The organism is Oligella sp. HMSC05A10 (assembly GCF_001808335.1).
Taxonomy (GTDB): domain Bacteria; phylum Pseudomonadota; class Gammaproteobacteria; order Burkholderiales; family Burkholderiaceae_B; genus Oligella; species Oligella urethralis.
Genome location: NZ_KV792960.1, coordinates 1 through 554 on the forward strand (window position 1 = coordinate 1; position 554 = coordinate 554).

Genomic DNA, 554 nt, shown 5'->3' on the forward strand with positions numbered 1-554 from the left:
TATCTTTTGGGATATCAAAAACTCTTTCAGTAAGATTTTGTATCGGCCTTACATACACTACATAAATATACATATGAAACAACAGAAGATTGCAACAAAACGCTATTACTTTATACTTCTGTAACGCCCACCTTATTATGGAAGCTAATAGCAAGGCAGGTAACAAATAAAGAAAGATCACAATAGCAACGCCGAAAACTCCTCCCAAAGTATCTAACAAAAAAAATTTTTTCCAATCGCCAGACTCATGAACCATAAAAATCGAGGCTAATAATCCGTAGATTGTACCAATCAAAAAAAGTGATGCACTTAAACATAAGAGGTATTGCCAGTAAGACCTTCTCATGGCTTGCACCCTTGCTTCTCAGAGTAGCCTAATAATTTACAACCATAACTTACCCTTGATTCGTAATCTAACAAATCGATCCCTTCTGTTTGCCATTGTTTCTCATTTAAGATGTTAGGAATAAAACCATAAATATACTCAGATGTTAAGTTTTTAGAAGCATTTCTAAAAACTTCATAATCACTTAAATACTTCTCATGAATCGGTT

At 33.6% G+C, this 554-nt stretch carries 2 protein-coding genes; both read right to left on the minus strand.

Translation table 11 applies throughout. The annotated features are described in order from the left end of the window. Window positions 1–346: hypothetical protein (locus HMPREF3144_RS11820; RefSeq protein WP_210394315.1), on the minus strand; the 346-nt coding region annotated here is incomplete at its 3' end. Beyond that, on the minus strand, window positions 343–554 hold a 212-nt coding region (locus HMPREF3144_RS11825; protein WP_210394316.1), incomplete at its 5' end, for a hypothetical protein. The genes HMPREF3144_RS11825 and HMPREF3144_RS11820, both read right to left, overlap by 4 nt.